We start from the raw sequence: 20088 nt of genomic DNA, 5'->3' as shown, positions 1-20088 counted from the left end.
TCAGCCCGCGTGGCGGATACGGAAACAGTGATGCAGGTTGGCCCGCCGGGTGAAGTCCGGGTCATAGGTCTGAGCGGTGATCTCCTCGACCCGATAGCGCGACGCCAATGAGGCATCCAGGCTGAAACGCTGCTGATTGTTGGAGAAGATCAGCTCTCCCGCCGGGGCCAGGCGCGCCATGGCCAACTCGATCAGGCGGGCATGGTCGCGCTGGATGTCCAACGTGCCCTCCATCCGCTTGGAGTTGGAGAAGGTCGGCGGATCCATGAAGATCAGATCGAACTCCCCGCCCGCCGTCTCCAGCCAGCGCAGGCAGTCGTCGCGCACGACCCGATGCCGGCCGGGATCGAGCTTGTTCAAGAGAAAATTGTCCTTCGCCCACTCCAGGTAGGTGTTCGACAGGTCGACGCTGACGCTGTCGCCGGCGCCACCCAACGCGGCCTGCACCGTCGCCGTGCCGGTGTAGCAGAACAGGTTCAGGAAGCGCTTGCCGCCCGCCTTCTCGGCCAGGAGACGGCGTACCGGCCGGTGATCCAGAAACAGGCCGGTATCGAGGTAGTCCTTGAGGTTCACCCACAGCTTGGCTCTGCCCTCCGTGACCACGAAACGGTCGCCGCTGTCGCCCTGCTTGCGATACTGCGCCTTGCCGCTCTGACGCTCGCGCTGCTTGTAGTGGATCTGCTCGGGCCGAACGTCCAGGGCAACCGGAATCGCGCTCAATGCATCCATCAGGCGGCGCTGCGCCTTGCCCGGATCGATCGACTTGGGTGCCGCGTACTCCTGGACATGGACCTGATGCCCGTAGACGTCGATAGCCAGCGCATACTCCGGCATGTCGGCATCGTAGAGTCGATAGCAGGACTCCCCGGACTGCTTCAGCCACTTGTTCAGCCGCTTGCGATTCTTCTGCAAGCGGTTGGCGAACATCTGCGCCCCCTCGCTCAGCACGCTCTCCCGCGGCGCCGAACGCGCCGGTTCACGCTCCTCGACCGGAACCTCCTGGGCGGCGATATCGATCAGCAGCAGCTTGCAGTCGAGCGGACCGTTCTTGAACGCGTACTGCTTGTGTGCCCGCAGCCCGAGCCGATGCCCCAGGTCCGGGTTGCCCGTGAACAGTGCCAGCTGCCAGCCCGGAAACTGACGACGCATCCGTTCGCCGAGATCGCTGTAGAGCGCGACCAGTTCGGGCAGTTCGCCCAGCCGCTCGCCGTAGGGCGGATTGGTCATCACCAGCCCGGCCCTGCCCTCCTCCGCCCGGATTTCGGCCGGGCATTCGAGCGCCTTCACCGAGCCGCCAGCCAGCGTGATCAAGGCGGGGATGCCGGCACGCATGGCGTTGCTCCTCGCCGCGCTGATCGCCTGTGGACTCTGATCCAGGCCGAACAGGCTCGATCGGGCCCGGCGCCGACCGACGTTGGCGCGAGCCTGTACCTCTCGCTGCAGGACATGCCAGGCTTCAACATCGAAGTCGGCCAGGGTCTCGAAGGCAAACCGTTCCCGATTCAGTTGTGGCGCCATGTCGGCCGCCATCATCGCCGCTTCGATCAGCAGCGTGCCGGCACCGCACATCGGATCGACGAGCGGCTCGCCACGCCGGGCTCGCGCCGGCCAGTCGGCTCGCATCAGCAGCGCCGCGGCGAGATTCTCCTTGAGCGGCGCATGGCCCGAGTCACGACGATAACCCCGCTGGTGCAGGCTCGCTCCCACCAGGTCGATGCCGACCAGCAGTTGCCCCTTGTGGAGATGCGCGAACAGCCTGACGTCCGCGTCGCGCGGAGCGATGTCCGGGCGTTCCCAGCCCGCCGCGCGCAGCGCGTCGACCACGCCGTCCTTGACCACCTGTGCGCCGAAGCGCGTATGCCGGATGGCGGGAGACTGGCCGTGGAAATCCACCGCCAGCGTCTGCCCCGGTTTGAGCACCCGCGCCCAGGGCAGGCCCCTGACCGCTTCGACGATCGACGCCGGCGCTTCGCAATTCGTCTCTCGCCCCAGCGTCAGGATCACCCGATTCGCCAATCGCGACCAGAGACAGATCCGATACGCCGTCGCTCGATCGGCCAGCGCATGGAGGCCGGCGACAGTAGTTTTTTGTATCTCGCCGCCCAGTTCGACGACCTCTTCGGCCAGCAGGGCTTCGATCCCCCAGGGGCAGGTGATATGAAGGCTTAACAGGGAGTTATCGTCTTTCATGGCGGCGTCATCCGACCGTTATGGAGCGGTCATATTCCTGTGAATGCAGTGAAGAGAGGCTTTATATGACAAAACGCCTATCGACATCGTTTCTCATTTCGACTAAAGCTAACAGTCGTAGCTACGAAACAACGCATGCGGTTTGCCTGTCCGGACGTTTTCGCGGGCAGTCGGTCGGATTTGGCTCGATGCCGCCCGACTGGCTGTAGTTTTCCTCAGAAGATGCACTTGTTCTGACAAGAGGCTACTACACGATGAAACGACAGAAACGTGATCGCAACCAGCGGGCATTTCTCCACGGCTACAAGGCGGGGGTCGTCGGTCGCTCACGCGACGAATGTCCGAGCCAGGATGTGAATCTGCGCGAAAACTGGATGAGTGGTTGGCGTGAGGGTCGCGGAGACCAATGGGCCGGTATGACAGGCGTCTCGGGTATCCACAAGAACCCTACGGTCATGACATAGTCGTTACGCAAGTTGGTGCCATTTCGGTATCTCAAGGCCCGCCACTGGTGGGCCTTTTTATGGGTCCATCGGTTTCGAGCCCTACCCCGGCTATCGCCGCTCATGGCGTCATTGGCGAACTCGCCCCTCGGGCTGCGTCGCTCTCACGCACTCACCGATCAGTTCGGGCCCGCGATAGATGAAGCCCGTGTAAAGTTGCACCAGGTCGGCGCCAGCCTGACACTTCTCGCTCGCGCGAACCCCACTGTCGATCCCGCCTGCGCCAATGATCGGGATGCTCGGCAACAGTCGTCTCAACTCCCGGACCACCGCCGTGGAACTGGCGAACAGCGGCGCGCCCGAGAGACCGCCGGCCTCGTGAGCGTGGGGCATGCCGGTCACGTGCTCGCGCGACACGGTGGTATTGGTCGCGATCACGCCATCGATGTCGTTGGTCTGCAGGGTGTTGGCCACCAGCGCCATCTCGTCCAGTGTCATGTCCGGGGCGATCTTGACCGCCAGCGGTACGCGGCGCCCGTGCTCGGCGTCGAGCCTGGTCACCTCGGCCTTCAAGGCGCTCAGCAGCGTATCGAGGTGGTCACCGAACTGCAGGCTGCGCAGCCCCGGCGTGTTGGGCGAGGAGATATTCACCGTGATGTAGTGCGCCGCCTCATGCGCCTTGCGCAGGCACGTCACGTAATCGTCCACCGCCCGCTCGACCGGCGTGGTCAGGTTCTTGCCGATGTTGATGCCGATGACCCCGTTGTAGCGACTGCGGCGGACATTGGCGACCAGGTGATCGACCCCGGCGTTGTTGAACCCCATTCGATTGATGATCGCTTGCGGCCCGGTCAGCCGGAACAGGCGCGGCTTGGGATTCCCCAACTGAGGCTTGGGCGTGACGGTGCCGACCTCGACGAAGCCGAAACCCAGCGCGCCGAGGGCATCGAGATGATCGGCGTTTTTGTCCAGCCCGGCAGCCAAACCCACCCGATTGGGGAAAGTCAGCCCCATCACGTCGACGGCCGTGGAAGCGACGTAGGTATCGCCCAGCAGGCCGGACAGACGGGCACGATGGACACTATCCAGCGCGGTCAGCGTCAGGCGGTGTGCGGTTTCCGGCTCCAGCCGAAACAACAGCGAACGAACGAGGGCGTACATGGGAAGTCTCGTCGGTAACAAAGGGAATCCGTGACGGCGGAGGAGTATATCCCACCTTGGCGTCTCGGGACGAACTCGCGGCGGACGACTCGCACGCCGTGGAGAAGTTTCCCTGTCCATGAACGACGAACCCGGCGCCGAGGCGCCGGGTGTCGTGCCGCGAAGAGGCGTGGATTACCGTGAATCGAGCTGCTGTACGCGCAGGGTGTAGTTGTTGACCGAGTTCATCGCCGAGCCGAACCGCTGGCCCTTGACCCAGACCCGATAGCGGCCGGGCTGGAGCTCGGTCTTGATATCGAAGTTGCCATCGGCCAGCGAGCCCTCGTCACTGGCCACCGTGCGACCGTCGGCGTCGAGCACCTTGGCCTGGAGGCGGAAGCTGCCTTCGTGACCGGGGAAGGTCGAGCTGGTGACGGAGACCGTACCGGCCTGGGCAACATCGAAGGTGAGCACTTCGCCCTGCTGCAGCACTTTGATGTCGGAGACGATCTCGTCGAAGCTGCTCGGCAGCGGCGCCTGCTGACGCTCGCGGGCGGAGGCACCGGCCGGCGCGCTGGCCTGCCCGGCCGTCGCCGGCTTGGCCGCCGAGCCGGTATTGGCGGTGCCGAAGTCGGGGCCCTTGGGGGCGGCCTCGCCGTTGCCCGCGGCTGCGCCACCGGCAACCGCACCGGCCGCTTCACGTCCCGGCGCGCTGAGCGTCGCCACATCGTCCTTGTCGTCGACGAAGGCGGTGGTGCGGCCGCTGCTGCCGGGACCACCGAACATGATGCCACCACCGTTGTCGACCCCGCCCTGGTCGGCGGTGATCACCTTGCCACTGGCGTCCAGCGCATCGACCTGGATGTTGAAGCTGTTACCGCCGGTCTTGGTGCTGCCGAACTTCTGTCCCGAGACCTGCAGCGTGTAGTTGCCCGGCTCGAGCCGCTGCTCCATCTCCAGACCGCCGGTGTTGCCAAGCCCGCTGCTCTTGGCCAGGACGTTGCCGTTGGCATCGATCAGCGTGGCCTTGATGCGGTAGTCCTGGGATTCGCCCGGCAGGGTCGAACTGGTGAAGCGGTAGCGTCCGGCCTCGTCGACGGTGAACGGGTGCTGCTGCACGCCACCGAAGAAGAAGCTCTGGCTGCGGGCATCGGAGCTGGACTTGAAGAAGCTGGTCAGGTCGACCTTGGCGGCTGCGGCCTGCGCCTGCTTGAGCGCCTCGCTCTGCGCCATGGCGGGCAGCGCGGTGGCGACACCGACGGCCAAGATAAGGGTGGAAAACGCGCGATACTTCATGGGGCCTCTCTCTGCACTCTGCGACCGAATCGGAGCCGAAGCATAACAGAGACGCTCCCCGAGGCACCTTAAAGGGCCTGGGAGAGCGCCTCCGTGCTGAATAGCCGCTGCACTGCCTCGCCGACCTGATGGCTGACGAGGCGGAGCAGCGATGCCGGGCGGCATGGCTGCCGCCCGGCCTGCAGGCCACCTTAGCCCTCGCTTTCGCTCTCGGCAAGGTCGACCAGTTCCCGGATGGCCACGGCGACCAGCGGAAAGCTGATCTGGGAGCCCGAGTCGATCTCTACCAACAGGGCATTCCAGCGATCGAACAGTGGCGAGTGCAACTCCTGCCAGTGCTCGACCCGGGGTTCGATCTCGCGCGGGGCATCCGACATGCCCAGTACCTTGACCGTCAGCGCCAACTGCTGGCGATCGAGGTCGTCACGGAACGTTTCCCGCGCCTGAGCCTGCCAGCTGTCCCGCACTTCCAAGCTGTTGATCTGCTGCATCATCCGCGGCAGCTCCAGCCGCTGGCCGATCGTGTAGTAGGTCTCCGCGACCCGCTGGATCTTCTCGCCACTGGTCCGCGCCGCCTGGATGATCCCCAGTCCGGCATAGAGGCTGGAAGCGGCGGCGACGATCGATGCCAGACCTTCCGGCACCTTCGCCTTGACCAGCGCATCCCGGCGCTGGCTCCAGGCTTCACGCTCGTCGCCACTGAGACGGTTGCCGATATCTTCCTGCAGCTGTGCCAGCTGAGGAGCATACTGCTCGACGCACTCCTTGACGCCGAGCGAGCCCCGGTGACGCAGGAACCAGCGTGTCGCCCGACGCAACAGCCGCATCAGGTCGAGCATCATGGCGTACTGGGTCTGGCTGTCGACACGATAATCCAGCGCCTCGATCTGCTCCCACAGCTGGTTCAAGCCGAAACTGTCGCGGGCGATGACATAGGCCTGGGCGATCTCGACCCGCGATGCGCCGGTGGAGTCGCGCAACTGGCGCACGAAGGTGATGCCCATGTGGTCGACCAGATCGTTGGCGATCTGGGTCGCCACGATCTCGCGCTTGAGGCGGTGCTGGTAAAGGTCCTCCGGATAGCGTTCCGCCAGCGTCTCGGGGAACGCTCTCGTCACGTGCTGCTGCAACGGCAAATCGGAGGGCAGCTCCGTCGCGATCAGATCGCTCTTGAGCGTGCTCTTGGCGTAGGAGATCAGCACGCTCAACTCCGGCAGCGTGAGCCCGCCATCGTTGTTGCTGCGCTCGATCAACTGCTCGTCGCTCGGCAGGAACTCGAGCTCCCGGTCGAGACTGCCGGCCGCCTCCAGCTCGTTGATGAACCGGCGGTACGGCCCCAGCCCCTCCTTCGATTGCAGCTCGGAGAGCGACAGCGCCTGGGTCTGGCGATAGTTGTCCCGCACGACCAGTTCACCCACCTCCTGCGTCATCTCGACCAGCAACTGGTTGCGCTGCTTCTCGGTCATGTCGCCACGCTGGACGATACCGTCGAGCAGAATCTTGATATTGACCTCGTGATCCGAGCAGTTGACGCCGCCGGCGTTATCGATGAAGTCGGTGTTGACGCGAATCCCCTTCTCCGCAGCCTCCATCCGACCACGCTGGGTCAGCCCCAGGTTGCCGCCCTCACCGACCACACGGCAGTTGAGCTCGCGGCCATCGATGCGCAGACCGTCGTTGGCCTTGTCGCCGACATCGGCGTGGCTCTCGCTGGCGGCCTTGACGTAGGTGCCGATGCCGCCGTTCCAGATCAGATCGACCTTGGATTTGAGCATCGCGTTGATCAGGTCGTTGGGCGACAGCTTGTCCGCCTTGATGCCGAAGACCTTCTTCATCGGCGCCGAGATGGCGATCGACTTGGCATCGCGGGAGAAGACGCCGCCGCCTTCCGAGATCAGCTTCTCGTCGTAGTCCGACCAGCTCGAGCGCGGCTGCGCAAACAGGCGCTTGCGCTCGGCGAAGGACTTGGCGGCGTCGGGATTCGGGTCGACGAAGATGTGCCGGTGGTTGAAAGCGCCCACCAGCAGGATCTTGTCCGACAGCAGCATGCCGTTGCCGAAGACATCGCCGGCCATGTCGCCGATGCCGAGTACGCTGAAAGTCTCCTTCTGGGTGTTCAGGCCCATCTCCCGGAAGTGACGCTTGACCGACTCCCAGGCGCCGCGAGCGGTGATCGCCATTCCCTTGTGGTCGTAGCCCTGGGCGCCACCGGAAGCGAAGGCGTCACGCAGCCAGAAGTCGTACTCGATCGAGATCGCGTTGGCGTAGTCGGAGAAGGTCGCCGTGCCCTTGTCCGCCGCCACCACCAGGTAGGGATCGTCCGGATCGTGGCGTACCACGGTGCGCGGCGGGACGACCGTGGTGCCGTCGAGATTGTCGGTGATGTCCAGCAGGCCGCGGATCAGGATCCGGTAACACTCGACCCCCTCGGCCTGGATCGCGTCGCGATCGGCGTTTTCCGGCATGCGCTTGCAGATGAAGCCACCCTTGGCGCCGACCGGGACGATGACCGAGTTCTTGACCTGCTGCGCCTTCATCAGCCCCAGGATCTCGGTGCGGAAATCCTCGTTGCGGTCCGACCAGCGCAGGCCGCCCCGTGCCACCTTGCCACCGCGCAGATGGACACCCTCCATCCTCGGCGAATAGACGAAGACCTCGAACATCGGCCGCGGCTTGGGCATGCCGGGCACCTTGCTCGGCTCCAGCTTGAACGAGATGTACTCCTTGGCGCTGCCATCTTCGCGTGGCTGGAAGAAATTGGTACGCACGGTCGCCAGGATCAGGTCGACGTAGCGGCGCAGCAACAGGTCGTCGTTGAGGCTGGCGACCTGATCGAGCATGGCGTTGAGTTCGTCGATGCAGCTCTGGCACTGCGCTTCACGGGACTCGAGCTCGGGGGAGAAGCGCAGCGTGAACAGCCGCGAGAGCCCTCGGGTGATGTCGGCATGGGCCGCCAGCGTGTTGGCGATGTAGGCCTGCGAAAGCCCGATCCGCAGCTGCTTCATGTAGCGCGCGTAGGCGCGCAGCACGGCGACCTGGCGCCACTCCAGGTCGGCACCGATGATCAACCGGTTGTAGGTATCGTTCTCCGCATCACCGACCCAGATCCTGGAGAAGGCGTCGATGAAGTTGTCGCGCATGTCGCCCAGGTCAACATCGCCCGCGCCGCGATACTCGAAGGTGAAATCGTGAATCCAGTAGGTCTGCTGGCCGCTGGCGATACGGTAGGGCCGCTCGCTGATCACCCGCAGCCCCAGATTCTCGAGCACCGGCAGCATGTCGGAGAGCGGGATCGGCGTATCCTGATGGTAGAGCTTGAGATTGACGCTGCCGGCGGCGCTCTCCGCCAGGTGATAGAGACTGACCCCGATCGGGGCACCCTCATCGAGTGCCTCGAGATGACGGATGTCGTTGGCGGCGGTGCGTGCCGAGAAGTCGTCGCGGTAGCTGCTGGGGAAGGCGTCGCGGAAGGCCTGGGCCTGACGGTTGCCCGCCTCCTCGCCCAGCGCCTCGATCAACGCACCGTGCAGCTCCTCGCGCCAGTTGCGGGCCAGGTTGATGACCTTCTTCTCCAGCGCGCGACTGTCGAAATCGACGGGCTTGTCGCCGTTGAAACGCAGCGTGAACTGGATACGCGCCAGGATCGACTCCGAGAGATAGGGATTGAAGTCGGCGAAGGTCGCGTCGAGCTCCTCGCACAGCAGTTTCTGGATGCGCAGACGCAGGTCCGTCGAAAAGATATCCCGCGGCACGAACACCAGGCAGGAGTAGAACTGACCAGCCCGATCCTCGCGAATGAAAAGACGCACCCGCCGGCGCTCACGGATGTTGAGAATGCCGAACGCGGTCCGGCTCAGCTCCTCGGTGGAACTCTGGAACAGATCGTCGCGGGGGTGAACTTCCAGCACCTGCAGCAGCAGCTTGCCGTTGTGCCCTTTCGGGTTGACCCCGGCCGCGTCGATGACCGCCTGGACCTTGCGGCGCAGGATCGGTACGGTGCGCGGCGATTCGTTGTAGACCAGCGACGTGAACAGCCCGAAGAAGCGCCACTCGCCCACCGCCTTGCCCTTGGCGTCGTAGCGTGTGATGGCGATGTAGTCGGGATAGGTCGGACGATGCACGCGCGCATGGTAGGCGCTCTTGGCGAAGTGCAGCAGCGCCGTCCCTTCGTCCGGCTCGAATCGCACCGGCTCCCGGTAGCGCGGCTGGTCCAGCTTGAGCACGCCGAGCTCGCTGCCATCGATCCGCTCGCTGCGCGCTTTCTTGCCAGTGCCGACGAAGCGGCTCTCGACATAGCCGAGGAACGTGAAGTGCTCGTCGAGCAGCCATTTGAGGAAGGCCACCGTCTCCTTCTGATCCGCCGCGGTGATACCGCTCGGCTTGTGGGCGTCCAGCGCGTCGATGACCTCACGGACCTTGTCGCACATCGGATCGAAATCGGCGACCGCCGTCCGCACGTCCAGCAGCACGTCGCGCAAGCCCTGCTCGAGATCGGACAGTGTCTCGCTGTCGGTATGACGATCCACCTCGATCAGGATGATCGACTCGCGCGCCTCCGGGGCCTGCTTGGCCCGGGTGCCGGTAATTCGCGTGGCGTGGTGGCGCGCATCGCGATCGACCGCCAGCACCGCATTGTGAATCGCGTGCAGCGTGAGACCGCGGCGGTTGAGCTCCATGCGCACCGAGTCGACCAGAAACGGCATGTCGCGATGCAGCACGGCGACCACCGTGTGGGGCGACTGCCAGCCGTGCGATTCGAAGCTGGGATTGAAGACGCGCACCTTGGCTTCATCGGGATCGAAGGTGCGCATGAAATGCCAGGCCGCCAGGGTCGCGCCATAGACATCATCGAGCTGCCGGTCCGCAGCCTCTTCGAAAGGCGCGGTGGCATAGAGATCCTCGGCGAACGCCGTGATCCGCTTGACCTTGTCCTCGGGGAGCCGCTTGGACAGTTTTTCCTGCAACTGCTCCAGAAATTCCGTTTTTCCCTCGATCGCGACGTGTTGCATCTATCACCTCGGCTGGCATCGACCGTCAACATGGCGGCCGCATTCAATAGGCTGGAAGCTTACGTCAGCGCCCTATGGCGCCCTACACAATTGAAGCTTCGTCATGACGCATGTCGGTTATGCATCAACGACGGGGCTGCCTGGCCGCATCGGCGGTTGACAAGCGGCGATGATGGCCCGGTCCGGGCCGGCACCGCCCCTCGAATCATGCCGACGGCAGGCGCTCGAGCAGCACCCCGCACTCACAGTGGTCCGTCCACGGGAATTGGTCAAACAGCGCCATCCGAATCACCCGATGAGTACGGGTCAGCTGCTCCAGATTGGTGGCCAGCGTATCGGGATTGCATGAAATGTAGACAATGCGGGAATAGCGCATCAGCGGCGCGCAGCTGTCGGCGTCCAGACCTGCCCTCGGCGGGTCCACCAGCACGGTCGAGAAGTCGCACTCGTCGAGCGCCATGGCGGCGACACGTCGCCCCTGCTTCTCGCCGCTCAGCGCCAGGGCGAACTCCTCCGCCGACATCCGCGCCACATGCACGTTGTCGATACCGTTGGCGTCGAGGTTGGCCTGGGCCGAGGCGACCGACGTCCGCGAGATCTCGGTGGCGACCACGCGCCGGAAATTGGGCGCCAGCGCTACCGTGAAATTGCCGTTGCCGCAGTATAGCTCGACCAGATCCCCCTGGCTGTCGGCGGTGACGTCCCGGGCCCAGTGCAGCATGGCACGACATATCTCGGCATTGGGCTGGGTGAAGCTGTTCTCGACCTGTTGATAGTGGAGCTCCCGGCCATCCACCTCGAGTCGCTCCCAGACGTGGTCGCGATCCAGCACCAGCCGCTGCTTGCGGGAGCGCCCGATCAACGACACCCCGAGCCGGTCCTGGAGCTCGCGGGCCTGTGCCTCCCACTCCTCTCCCAGCGGCTTGTGGTAGATCATCGTGACCAGCGCTTCCCCGCTCAAGGTCGTGAGGAACTCCACCTGGAACAGCTTGCGCCGCATCAGCGGCTCATCACGAATCGCATCGAGCAGACGCGGCATCAGTGCGTTGATGCGCTCGCAGGCGACCGGGAACCGGTCGATACGGACAACGCGCTGGGCGACTCGGCCTCGCTGAAGCGGTGCCTCCGGGTCGGCCTCGAACATCGCGTAGAAAAGATCGTCTCCCTCGTGCCAGATACGGAACTCGGCGCGCATCCGGTAGTGGGACGGCGGCGAGGCGAACACCTCCAGCGGCGGTGGCGAAAAGCGATCGAATTGACGCTCGATGCGCTCGCGCTTGGCTTCGAGCTGGGCGTCGTAACGCGAGGGATCAATATCGAAAATCACCAAACCAGAAATCCTCGGACAAAATTGGCGCAATGGTTCATGAAACGGGGGTGGCGACCGCCGGCTGGGTGATCTCCAGGGCCAGCGGCGACGAGTAACCGAAACGCCTCAGAATCGGACCCAGACTCGGGACCTGGGGCGCCGTGGCCCAGCTGGGCGCCTCGCTCGCCTCGCCTGGCGGCGCGGGGACCGACCGGGTATCACCGAGCACCTGACTCAGTCGGCGGGCGATCGCCGCCCCGGAGTCGATCCAGAGCCTGTCGGGCATCAGCGGTTCGAGCAGCCCACGCAGCAACGGAAAATGCGTGCACCCCAGCACCACGACATCGAGCTCCGCCGCCGCTCTCAATGGCGCAACGGCCATCTGGAGCGTGCGGGCATCGATCGCCTTGCCCGCGAGATGGGATTCGGCCTGGATCACCAGGGCATCAGCCGCCACGCGCACCACCCGGCAATCCGATGCATGATCGGCGATCAGCCGGTCCAGGTATGGCCGATGAACGGTCGCGCCGGTGGCGAGCAGTCCGATCGTCCGGCTGCGGGACGCTTCGGCCGCGGGCTTGATGGCCGGAACGGTGCCGATGACCGGTATCGGTAGCCGCGCCCTCAATGCCGCCAGGGCCAGTGTGCTGGCGGTGTTGCACGCCACCACCAGCACGCGGGGGCGCGCCAGTTCGCACGCACTCACGCAGACGGCGACGATCCTCTCGATCAGCCAGTCGTCACGCCTGGTGCCGTAGGGCAGCGCCGCGTTGTCGCAAAGATAGCCCAGCGAACAATCCGGCATCCGCCGGCGAATCTCCTCGCTGACGGAGAGCCCGCCGACACCGGAATCGAAGATCAATGCGTCAATCATAGGGCTGACCGTCGCCAAAATAGCCGAGCAGGGCCTCGATCAAGGCGCGCAGGCGCGCAGGCATGTAATCACGTTCGGCGTACAGGAGATGGATATCGAGCGGCGGCATCTCGAAGGCCTCGAGCACGCGCACCAGTTGCCCGGCCCGCTCTTCCGGCGCGGCCAGGGACGCCGGTTTCAAGGTCAATCCCATGCCGAGTACCGCGGCCTCGATCAGCGCCCTGCCGTTGTTGCAGGAGAGTGCCGGTTGCAGCCGGAAACGGTAGATCTCGCCGTCGACCCGGAACGGCCAGTAGAGCCCGTGTCTCGACAGGGTGTAGTGCAGACAGCGGTGATCCCGAAGCTCCTGGGGATGACGGGGCGTGCCATGGCGCTGGAGATAGCCTGGCGACGCGTAGAGGTGCATCGGAATCTGCATCAAGGGCCGCGCGATCAAGCTGGAATCCTCCAGCTCGCCGATTCGCACCACAAGATCGAAATCCTCCGCCAGCGGATCGACGCGGCGATCCTCGAGCACCAGGTCGAGTGACACCGCCGGATGCGCCGCCTCGAAGGCCTGCAACGCCGGCATCAACGAGCGCGCCCCGAAATCCACCGGCGCGGATAGCCGCAGCCGGCCACGAATCTCGCCGCGCTGCTCGCCGATGCCAGCCTCCAGCTCCTGAAGTTCGTCGAGCAGGCGAACGACGGTGGTCAGGTAGCGCTCGCCCTCGGCGGTCAACTGCAGACGCCGCGTGGTTCGCACCAGCAGCCGTACGCCCAGCATCTCCTCGAGCCGGGAAACCTGCTTGCTGACCATGGCATTGGAAACGCCCAGGCGCCGTGCGCCGCCGGCAAAACTTCCGGCGTCGATGACCGCGCGGAAAACCTGCATCGCTTGCAGTCGATCCATCCTGCCCCCGTCCTCTCGTTCCAGGCGGCCATTCTACGCAAGCGACGGCGATCGCGCAGTGGCGATCGCCGGGGTGTCGGGTAGCGAAGGGAAGCGAGGCGCCACGCCTACAGCGGCGAAGGGGCCTCGCGAAATTCGGTATACAGTTCCGGATACGCTTCCTGCAGCCGCGCCAGCTCGGCGCCCGCCTGGGGAGGCAGCTCGTCGGCGAGACGGGCGAGATCGTCCTCGTCGAAATGCTCGCGAATCAGCGGGAACAGCTCCTCCCGCTCGGCGCGCAGATAGGCCCGATGCGCTTCGAGATAGGACTTGAGGTCGTCGGCGAACCTGTCCATCGGCATCACGCCATCCATCAGGATCATGTCGAGGTCCTGGGACAGACGCATCAGCTGTTCGTGCAGATGCTGATAATCCTCGGCCAGACGCGTGCTCAAGTCATGGATGCCGGACGCCTTAGCCGCCAGTTGATCGCTGCAGAGACGCTCGAGGGGAATCGTGAATCCGTTCATGTAATCGAGGATATAGTCCACGACTTCCCGAATCAGCCGGAAGTCAGGACGCTCGCCGTCGGCCAGTGTCTTGTGCTTGAGTTGCAACACATGCAGCAGGCGCGCCATGTTGGCATGGTCCTGACGCAGTTGGGTCAGCATGGGCATGGTGAGTCTCCTGTCCGTGAAGCGCGGTGTCGAGTGACGTCCGTCGCCTAGTCAGCCTAGTGTAGTGCCTGTCGACGACATTGGTGCCGGAACCCGTCTCGACGGTCCGCCACCGGTGTTGCCTGGAGTGATCGAAGGCATCGCCATCCCGACAGCCGCCATCGGAGCCGACGAAGTACGCCATAGATTACCTCGGCCGGAGACCGGCAAACGAGCCTCGAATGACATCTTGGTCGATGATCGGTTGGGCCTGCCTCCAGCGACACGCTAGAATTTCCTACCCTAGCGGTTTTTCCGATAAACGCTCTACGCCTAACGTCTGAATCAGTGTAGCGAAATGTACCGTTTCGCTGCCGTCAGCCAGCCTGGAAGCCCCATGGACCTATTTTCCGACGACGCCTCCCGAGGCGACCCGCATCCGGACAGCGCGCCCCTCGCCTACCGTCTGCGCCCGCGCACCCTCGATGACTACATCGGCCAGCAAGCGCTGGTGGGTCCGGGCAAGCCGCTTCGACGCATGGCGGAGACCGCCAGCGTACGCTCGATGATCCTGTGGGGCCCTCCCGGGGTGGGCAAGACCACGCTGGCGGAGATTCTCGCCGAAGCCTCCGGCGCCCGGCTCGAGCAGCTGTCGGCGGTGATGGCGGGGGTGAAGGAGATTCGGGCGGCGGTGGAACGAGCCCGCGAGGGGCAGATGCGCGATCGCCGCACCCTTCTCTTCCTGGACGAGATCCATCGACTCAACAAGAGCCAACAGGATGCCCTGCTCCCCCACGTCGAATCCGGCCTGCTGACGCTGATCGGCGCCACCACCGAAAACCCCTCCTTCGAGGTCAACTCGGCGCTGCTCTCCCGTGCCCGGGTCTATGTCCTGAAAGCCCTCGACGAGAGCGAGCTGATCACGGTGCTCAAACGCGCCCTCGGCAACGAGACTCTGGGCCTCGGGCGGCGCAATATCCGCGCCAGCGACGAGACGCTGTCGATTCTGGCGAGGGCGGCATCGGGGGATGCGCGCCGCGCCCTCGGCCTGCTCGAGACCGCCTGTGACTTCGTCAAGAGCGACGAGCACGGCGAGATTCTCGATCGCGACGCCGTGATCGAGGTGATCGGGCATCAGGCGGCGGCGTTCGACAAACAGGGGGAGCACTATTACGACGTGCTGTCGGCCATTCACAAGTCGGTTCGCTCGTCGCGCCCCGATGCCGCGCTGCTCTATGTCGCCCAATTCATCAGCGGCGGCGGTGATCCGCTGGACATCGTCCGGCGCCTCGCCGCGATCGCTTCGGAGGACGTCGGCAACGCCGATCCGCGCGCCCTGCCGCTGGTGATAGCCGCCTGGGACGCCTACCTGCGGCTGGGCGACTACGAGGGCCAGCGCGCCATTGCCCATGCGGTGATCCACCTGGCGATCGCCCCCAAGAGCAACCGCATCGATCAGGCCTGGAGCCAGGCCAAGGCATTCGTCGCCGAGCATCCCGACCTGGAGGTGCCAGTCTATCTGCGCAATGCCCCTACCGAGTTGATGGCTTCGCTGGGTTACGGCGAGGGTTATCGCTACGCCCACAACGAGCCCAACGGCTACCCGGCCGGCAGCCGCCACGACTGCTGGCCGCCGAACCTGCCGCAGACCCGCTTCTACGAGCCCAGCGACTACGGTCAGGAGAAACGCTTCCAGCAGATGCAGGCCTGGCGCGAGGAGCTGGATCGCCAGGCGGACGGCGACTCCTGAGAGACGTCGCCTGCCGTCAAACGGCACTCGCCCCGGCGTGGAGACCACGGCGGGGCGAGTCGAGCGGCGAGCCTGGCGTCACGGCGTGGCGGGAGACTGCTCGCGAATCACGTCGGCACCTTCAGGGGCCTGAAACTGGAACTGGGCGGGATCGATATCGACATTGGTCTGCGCGTTGTCGAAATCGATCGCGGTGCGCTGGCCGGTGCTGTCGGTCATCTGCAGCGCATCGAGCTGCTCGCCGTAGAAGGTCAGCTTGAGCTGCTCGAACAGGGTGTCGTTGGCCTGCGGTACCAGTGTGAAGGTCTCGCTGGCGCCCTGCTGCTGTCGCGTGACATCGTAGTTGTCGGCGAGTTCGGAAGCACTCCCGGAGAGCAGCAGTGCCGGCGTGTGGGTGACCCGGTCGTCCAGCGGCTGGATCGTGACCTGCTCGAGATCGGGGTCGTAGAGCGAGACTTCGTTGCCGTCGGAGACGACCAGTTGCCGGTAGGGCTCGTTCACTTCCCAACGAAAATGCCCCGGGCGGGACAGCCACATGTGGCCGCTGGTGTCCTGCAGGCTGGAGCCCGAGGCATCCAGGATCTGCTGCTCGAAATCCGCGGAGTAGGTCTTCAGCGGCTCGAGCAGGTGGGTCAGCCGATCGGCGGATGCTTGATCCGCCAGTGCCGACTGGGTCATCAATACCGGCGCCAGCAACAGCGATCCGGCCAAGGCCAAGGTCTTCATCTTGCGCATGGACATTCCTTATCGGGAATCGTCGATCCGAGATCGACGATCATGAATCTGGTGAATGCTAGGACAGCAAAACGGCCACGGGGTTTAATTCCTCGTGGCCGCTCGAATCAGTGCCCGACGGGGGGCGGCGCCAAGACTTCGCGGGAGCCGTTGTTGCCCATGGACGAGACGACACCCGCCTGCTCCATCGCCTCGACCAGTCTCGCCGCGCGGTTGTAGCCGATCTTGAAACGGCGCTGCACGGCGGAGATCGACGCCCGACGGGTCTCGGTGACGAACTGCACCGCCTCGTCGTAGAGCGCGTCCTGCTCGGCATCGTCGCCATCGCCGCCACCCTCGGCCTCGAGCCCGGCCAGAGCGTCCGCGGAAACACCCCCGGAGAGGATCTCCTCGATGTATTCGGGCTCGCCCCGGCGCTTCCAGTCCTCGACGATGCGGTGCACCTCGTCGTCATCGACGAAGGCGCCGTGGACGCGCTGCGGCATGCCGGCCCCGGCCGGCAGGTAGAGCATGTCACCGTGACCCAGCAGGTTCTCGGCACCGCCCTGGTCGAGAATGGTGCGCGAATCGATCTTGGACGACACCTGGAACGCCATGCGGGTGGGGATGTTGGCCTTGATCAGCCCGGTCACCACGTCGACCGACGGCCGCTGGGTGGCCAGGATCAGGTGAATACCCGCTGCCCGCGCCTTCTGGGCCAGCCGCGCGATCAACTCCTCGACCTTCTTGCCGACGATCATGAACATGTCGGCGAACTCGTCGATCACCACGACGATGTAAGGCAGCTTCGCCAGTGTCGGCGGCGGCTGGTGCATCTCCCACGGCTGCGGCTCCCACAGCGGGTCCTGAACCTGGGCCCCATGGCTCTCGGCTTCGTCGAGCTTGGCGTTGAATCCGGCGATGTTGCGCACCCCCATCGCCGCCATCAGCTTGTAGCGTCGCTCCATCTCGGCAACACACCAGCGCAGTGCGTTGGCCGCCTCCTTCATGTCGGTCACCACCGGGGCCAACAGATGAGGAATACCGTCGTAGACGGAGAGCTCCAGCATCTTGGGATCGACCATGATCATTCGGACTTCGTCCGGGGTCGCCTTGAGCAGCATCGACACCAGCATGGTGTTGATCCCCACCGACTTGCCCGAACCGGTGGTGCCCGCCACCAGCAGGTGGGGCATCTTGTTGAGATTGGCGACCACCGGCTTGCCGCCGATGTCGTGCCCGAGCGCCAGCGTCACCGGCGACTCGGCATGCTGATAGACGTCCGAGTCCAGCACCTGGCGAATCCGAATCATCGCCCGATGCGGGTTGGGAATCTCGATCCCGACGGTCGGTTTACCGGGGATGATCTCGACCACGCGCACGCTCTTGACCATCAGCGAGCGCGCCAGGTCCTTGGCCAGGTTGCTGATCTTGGAGACCTTCACCCCGGCCGCAGGGCGGATTTCGAACCGGGTGATGACCGGCCCCGGCCAGGTCTCCACCACTTCCGCCTTGACGCCATACTCGCGCAGCCGCATCTCGAGCAGTTCGGCCATGTCTTCCAGCTGTTCCGGCGAGTAGTTCGGCTGCTCTGGGTCGGCGGGCGTGGTCAGACGAATCGACGGCAGATTACCGCTCGGCTCCGGCAGATCGTCCATTACCGGACGCTGGCTCTGCAGATGCTCGACGGTCCATAGCGTCGGCTGGTCCTCGGCAGCCGCTCTGGCCTGATCCGCGGTGGCCAGCGGGCCTTCGCCGCTCGGTATTGTACTCGGCGCGGCCGGTGTCGCGGGATCGGGGCGAGCGACGGGCGGCGCTGGCGCGGTCGGCGGCTGGCGCTCCGGCAAGACCGGGCCGGCCGCGTCATGCCGCTCTTCGTCAGCGACATCGAAACGCGGCGGCTGGCGCTCCGGCGAGACCGGACCAGGCACGTCGTGCCGCTCTTCGGCGGCGACATCGAAACGCGGCTCCTGGCGCTGCCGCGCCGCCCCCTCGATACGAGGTTCCTCATCGGCCAGGGATGAGGAAAGCGTCGGGTCCGCCGGCATGTCGCCGCTCTCCGCCTCGATATGGCTCCAGTCGACACCGGTACGCCGATGCGCCGGCTGTTCCGGTTCGCCCGCGCGTTCGACCGTCTCTTCGGGTGCATCGTCCCGCGATATCGTGGCGTGATGCCGATCCGTTGCCGGATCGTGGCGCTCGGCGCGAATTCCCCACTGCTGGACCGGCGCATCGTCGTCGCGGGCCGAGACCCCGTTGACCGGCGATTCGGGGCGACGATCGTCGAGGTCGTCACGCGCAGTCTCGCTCGACGGCGCTTCACTGCCGGTAGCGCCGCTCGGAGAAGAAGCCGTCTCTCCCGGGGCCTGGAAGGCATCGGGTATACGCCGTCGTGTGACGTCGGCCCGGAAGGGCATCCTTTCCGGAGAAGCGGTCGAGTCGGCTGCCGAACCCGCCTGCGAGGCCGCGGCCGTCGCGGCCGAGGAGTCGGCGGCCGATATCCGGCCCGGCGTCACCGAATCGGAGGCTGCCGGCCGCCCCGGTTCGCCACGCGTCATCGTCCGCGCTGAGGCGTCGGCGTCGGTCGCGGGCAGACGGCCCAACGTCGGCTCGCGCGCTTCGTCGCGCTGCTGACGGGCGGTATAGGAAGCCTCGGGGCGCTTGGCGGAGGGCGTTCGCGCCGGCACGTCCCACGGGATGTCGGTCCGGCCATCGTGGCGCCACATCGAGGAGTCGCGATGTTCCAGGCCCTCGCCGGCGCCGACGACATTTTCCCAGCCGGGCTCCTGGCGTGACTGACGGGCATGCTCCAACTCGTCGTGGTCCCAGCGCTCCAGATCGGGCGCCTTGTGCCATGGCAGCCACTTGGCCCACCAGGATGTCCTGGCCGGCGGTTCGTCCTCGTCCGCCACGGCCGCATCGACCCGGTCGTCTGGGCGATCCCGCTCCATCGACTCGGCCGCGTCCCGGCGGGCATCGGCCTTGTCGGATCGTCGGTTCTGGCGTGCTTCGCGGCGCTCGCTGGCCCGTGACTTCGTCCAGTGGAACAGTCGGTTCAACGAACTGCCCAGCTCGTCCATCACCGTCAACCACGACATGCCGGTGAACAGCGTGAAACCCGACATGAACGCCGCGATGGCAATCAGGGTGGTTCCCCGCACGCCCACCAGGGCGGTCAGGGAATTGGCAATGCCACGACCGAGAATGCCCCCCGCCTGATTGGGGAGGTCACTGGCAGCGCTGTAGAAGTGCAGGTCACCCAGCGTGGTCGTGCTCATCAGCAACAGCAGTAGCCCGCCGGTATGGACGGCCAGCGCCATCGGGTCCCAGGCTATCTGGACCTGAGCCTGACGCATCAGTCGCCAGGCGCCCAGCCCGAACATGCCTGGCCACCAGAGCGCGCTGGCGCCGAATAGCGAATAGAGGACATCGGACAACCAGGCGCCGATCTTGCCCATCCAGTTCGAGACCGACTGGTCCGGCCCGCTGTGCGACCAGCCAGGGTCCGTCGGTGTGTAGCTGAACAGAGCCAACAGCAGAAAAACGCAGATGGCGAGCAGCAGAATCACGGCGCCCTCGCGAGTCACGCCCTGCAGGCGCATGATCACGTGGCGCGCCTGCTCCCTGGCTTGCGCTTGCGTCGATGAACGACGGCTCTTCTTGGCCGAACTCTTGGCACTCAAATGATCAACCCCCTCGCGCCCGGTATGGCGTGGCGTAGCGCAGTCAACTGCCACGCCGCTGGCGGCATTCCATTCCGCTCGCGGCATTGGCGATCAATGACCGGCCCCAGGACGGGCCCGGTGTTTTCAACCCGCCATCATACCGGGGCCCGC

Annotated in this window: 12 protein-coding genes; 2 read left to right on the top strand and 10 right to left on the bottom strand. The window is 65.3% G+C overall.

Features of this window, described 5'->3' with window-relative positions; translation table 11 throughout:
• Positions 1-2190, bottom strand: a complete 2190-nt coding sequence (gene rlmKL, locus DOM45_RS11880; protein ID WP_110600783.1) for a bifunctional 23S rRNA (guanine(2069)-N(7))-methyltransferase RlmK/23S rRNA (guanine(2445)-N(2))-methyltransferase RlmL — start codon at positions 2188-2190, stop codon at positions 1-3.
• A 254-nt stretch (positions 2191-2444) separates the two neighbouring features.
• Here rlmKL and rmf point away from each other — a divergent pair, with 254 nt between their 5' ends.
• Entirely contained in the window at positions 2445-2654 is a 210-nt protein-coding gene (rmf, locus tag DOM45_RS11875; protein WP_110600781.1) for a ribosome modulation factor, read from the top strand.
• Between the two features lie 108 nt (positions 2655-2762).
• Here rmf and DOM45_RS11870 read toward each other — a convergent pair whose 3' ends face one another.
• The 7 genes from DOM45_RS11870 to DOM45_RS11840 form a co-directional block, all read right to left on the bottom strand.
• Positions 2763-3794 carry a quinone-dependent dihydroorotate dehydrogenase gene (locus DOM45_RS11870; protein WP_110600779.1) on the bottom strand — a complete coding sequence of 344 codons (1032 nt, stop codon included), beginning with the start codon at positions 3792-3794 and terminating at the stop codon, positions 2763-2765.
• A gap of 174 nt (positions 3795-3968) precedes the next feature.
• Positions 3969-5069 (bottom strand): hypothetical protein, encoded by a 1101-nt coding sequence (locus tag DOM45_RS11865; RefSeq protein WP_110600778.1) that lies wholly within the window; start codon positions 5067-5069, stop codon positions 3969-3971.
• A 191-nt stretch (positions 5070-5260) separates the two neighbouring features.
• Positions 5261-10078 carry an NAD-glutamate dehydrogenase gene (locus tag DOM45_RS11860; protein WP_110600777.1) on the bottom strand — a complete coding sequence of 1606 codons (4818 nt, stop codon included), beginning with the start codon at positions 10076-10078 and terminating at the stop codon, positions 5261-5263.
• A 205-nt stretch (positions 10079-10283) separates the two neighbouring features.
• Positions 10284-11408, bottom strand: coding sequence for a tRNA (uridine(54)-C5)-methyltransferase TrmA (gene trmA / locus DOM45_RS11855; RefSeq protein WP_110600775.1), 1125 nt, complete (start codon positions 11406-11408; stop codon positions 10284-10286).
• A 34-nt stretch (positions 11409-11442) separates the two neighbouring features.
• Positions 11443-12261, bottom strand: coding sequence for a glutamate racemase (gene murI / locus DOM45_RS11850; RefSeq protein WP_110600774.1), 819 nt, complete (start codon positions 12259-12261; stop codon positions 11443-11445).
• Positions 12254-13153 carry a LysR family transcriptional regulator gene (locus tag DOM45_RS11845; protein WP_110600773.1) on the bottom strand — a complete coding sequence of 300 codons (900 nt, stop codon included), beginning with the start codon at positions 13151-13153 and terminating at the stop codon, positions 12254-12256. The genes murI and DOM45_RS11845 overlap by 8 nt, the downstream gene beginning before the upstream one ends.
• 107 nt (positions 13154-13260) lie before the next feature.
• Positions 13261-13803 (bottom strand): hemerythrin domain-containing protein, encoded by a 543-nt coding sequence (locus DOM45_RS11840; RefSeq protein WP_110601126.1) that lies wholly within the window; start codon positions 13801-13803, stop codon positions 13261-13263.
• Between the two features lie 382 nt (positions 13804-14185).
• Here DOM45_RS11840 and DOM45_RS11835 point away from each other — a divergent pair, with 382 nt between their 5' ends.
• Positions 14186-15538: a replication-associated recombination protein A gene (locus tag DOM45_RS11835; protein WP_110600772.1), complete on the top strand. Its 1353-nt coding sequence runs from the start codon at positions 14186-14188 to the stop codon at positions 15536-15538.
• Positions 15539-15616: 78 nt separating this feature from the next.
• Here the strand turns inward: DOM45_RS11835 and lolA are convergent, their stop codons facing one another.
• Together lolA and DOM45_RS11825 are read right to left on the bottom strand one after the other, a co-directional pair.
• The gene (lolA, locus tag DOM45_RS11830; protein ID WP_110600771.1) at positions 15617-16273 is read right to left on the bottom strand and encodes an outer membrane lipoprotein periplasmic chaperone LolA; all 657 of its coding nucleotides are present in this window, start codon (positions 16271-16273) and stop codon (positions 15617-15619) included.
• Positions 16274-16380: 107 nt separating this feature from the next.
• The gene (locus tag DOM45_RS11825; protein ID WP_425353336.1) at positions 16381-19935 is read right to left on the bottom strand and encodes a DNA translocase FtsK; all 3555 of its coding nucleotides are present in this window, start codon (positions 19933-19935) and stop codon (positions 16381-16383) included.
• Positions 19936-20088 lie beyond the last annotated feature (153 nt).

Origin of the sequence: Salinicola lusitanus (assembly GCF_003206045.1) — a bacterium.
GTDB lineage: Bacteria > Pseudomonadota > Gammaproteobacteria > Pseudomonadales > Halomonadaceae > Salinicola > Salinicola lusitanus.
The sequence above is the reverse complement of the archived record's forward strand: the minus strand, read 5'-3'. Positions and strand labels throughout refer to the sequence as shown.

Coding starts and splice junctions, on each gene's coding strand:
- rmf (WP_110600781.1), top strand. CDS start 2,445: ATGAAACGACAGAAACGTGATCGCAACCAGCGGGCATTTCTCCACGGC.
- DOM45_RS11865 (WP_110600778.1), bottom strand. CDS start 5,069: ATGAAGTATCGCGCGTTTTCCACCCTTATCTTGGCCGTCGGTGTCGCC.
- DOM45_RS11835 (WP_110600772.1), top strand. CDS start 14,186: ATGGACCTATTTTCCGACGACGCCTCCCGAGGCGACCCGCATCCGGAC.
- rlmKL (WP_110600783.1), bottom strand. CDS start 2,190: ATGAAAGACGATAACTCCCTGTTAAGCCTTCATATCACCTGCCCCTGG.
- murI (WP_110600774.1), bottom strand. CDS start 12,261: ATGATTGACGCATTGATCTTCGATTCCGGTGTCGGCGGGCTCTCCGTC.
- DOM45_RS11845 (WP_110600773.1), bottom strand. CDS start 13,153: ATGGATCGACTGCAAGCGATGCAGGTTTTCCGCGCGGTCATCGACGCC.
- DOM45_RS11870 (WP_110600779.1), bottom strand. CDS start 3,794: ATGTACGCCCTCGTTCGTTCGCTGTTGTTTCGGCTGGAGCCGGAAACC.
- lolA (WP_110600771.1), bottom strand. CDS start 16,273: ATGCGCAAGATGAAGACCTTGGCCTTGGCCGGATCGCTGTTGCTGGCG.
- DOM45_RS11840 (WP_110601126.1), bottom strand. CDS start 13,803: ATGCTGACCCAACTGCGTCAGGACCATGCCAACATGGCGCGCCTGCTG.
- DOM45_RS11860 (WP_110600777.1), bottom strand. CDS start 10,078: ATGCAACACGTCGCGATCGAGGGAAAAACGGAATTTCTGGAGCAGTTG.